Raw genomic sequence first — 1,618 nt, 5'->3', positions numbered from 1 at the left:
TCTTTTCGCCTTTCCCTCACGGTACTGGTTCACTATCGGTCGATTACGAGTATTTAGCCTTGGAGGATGGTCCCCCCATATTCAGACAGGATGTCACGTGTCCCGCCCTACTTGTCGTACGCTTAGTATCACCGGTCCAATTTCACATACGGGGCTATCACCCACTATGGCTCCCATTTCCAGGGGATTCTGTTATCGGTCCGACTATCACGTACAGGCTCTTCCCATTTCGCTCGCCGCTACTTTGGGAATCTCGGTTGATTTCTTTTCCTGCAGCTACTTAGATGTTTCAGTTCGCCGCGTTCGCCTTGCAACCCTATGTATTCAGGTTGCAATACCCTAAAAGGGTGGGTTGCCCCATTCGGAAATCTGCGGATCAAAGTGTGTTTGCTCACTCCCCGCAGCTTATCGCAAGCTACTACGTCCTTCATCGCCTGTAATCGCCAAGGCATCCACCATGTGCACTTATTCGCTTGTCCCTATAACGTTAGCCTCTTCATTCTTTCAAACGAAAAGAGCGCTACAGGGATAAGAAAGTACAACGTTGTTGCTTGTTTGTTGATACATACAATCATTACCCATCGATTTGCTTTTTACGGCAAACCAATCAATAAATAATCTTTACTTCTTCCAGATTGTTAAAGAACGAAACAGCTTTGATCGCTAAAAGATCAAACCTAAACCTGAGTCACTGACCGGCTTACGTTTGCACTTTCGAGTAAAACTTGGTGGAGGATGACGGGATCGAACCGACGACCCCCTGCTTGCAAAGCAGGTGCTCTCCCAGCTGAGCTAATCCCCCGGGAATCATGTACTAATTAGCTGGTAGGGCTGGTTGGACTCGAACCAACGACCCCCGCGTTATCAACACGGTGCTCTAACCAGCTGAGCTACAGCCCTAACGCGGTGCTACTACGACTACTGTTTCTTCTTCATTTAACAGCCGATAAGTGTGAACATTTGATGCGTGAACCAGTTACCTGATTCGTGCAAACTCTAGAAAGGAGGTGATCCAGCCGCACCTTCCGATACGGCTACCTTGTTACGACTTCACCCCAGTCACGAATCCTACCGTGGTAAGCGCCCTCCTTGCGGTTAAGCTACCTACTTCTGGTAAAACCCGCTCCCATGGTGTGACGGGCGGTGTGTACAAGACCCGGGAACGTATTCACCGCGACATGCTGATCCGCGATTACTAGCGATTCCAACTTCATGCAGTCGAGTTGCAGACTACAATCCGGACTACGATACACTTTCTGCGATTAGCTCCCCCTCGCGGGTTGGCGGCGCTCTGTATGTACCATTGTATGACGTGTGAAGCCCTACCCATAAGGGCCATGAGGACTTGACGTCATCCCCACCTTCCTCCGGTTTGTCACCGGCAGTCTCATTAGAGTGCCCTTTCGTAGCAACTAATGACAAGGGTTGCGCTCGTTGCGGGACTTAACCCAACATCTCACGACACGAGCTGACGACAGCCATGCAGCACCTGTGTACTGGTTCTCTTTCGAGCACTCCCTGATCTCTCAAGGATTCCAGCCATGTCAAGGGTAGGTAAGGTTTTTCGCGTTGCATCGAATTAATCCACATCATCCACCGCTTGTGCGGGTCCCCGTCA

2 tRNA genes and 2 rRNA genes are annotated in these 1,618 nt (G+C 50.2%); all 4 read right to left on the bottom strand.

The window, feature by feature from the left end:
* Window positions 1–479: ribosomal RNA gene (locus ACQ4WP_RS29245) — 23S ribosomal RNA — on the bottom strand; the annotation flags it as partial.
* Between the two features lie 247 nt (window positions 480–726).
* A tRNA-Ala gene (locus ACQ4WP_RS29240) sits at window positions 727–802 on the bottom strand.
* 21 nt (window positions 803–823) lie between these two features.
* Window positions 824–900, bottom strand: a tRNA-Ile gene (locus tag ACQ4WP_RS29235).
* A gap of 100 nt (window positions 901–1,000) precedes the next feature.
* Window positions 1,001–1,618: ribosomal RNA gene (locus ACQ4WP_RS29230) — 16S ribosomal RNA — on the bottom strand; the annotation flags it as partial.

It is taken from the genome of Janthinobacterium lyxosi (genome assembly GCF_051380665.1).
Lineage (GTDB): Bacteria > Pseudomonadota > Gammaproteobacteria > Burkholderiales > Burkholderiaceae_D > Janthinobacterium.
The sequence above is the reverse complement of the archived record's forward strand: the minus strand, read 5'-3'. Positions and strand labels throughout refer to the sequence as shown.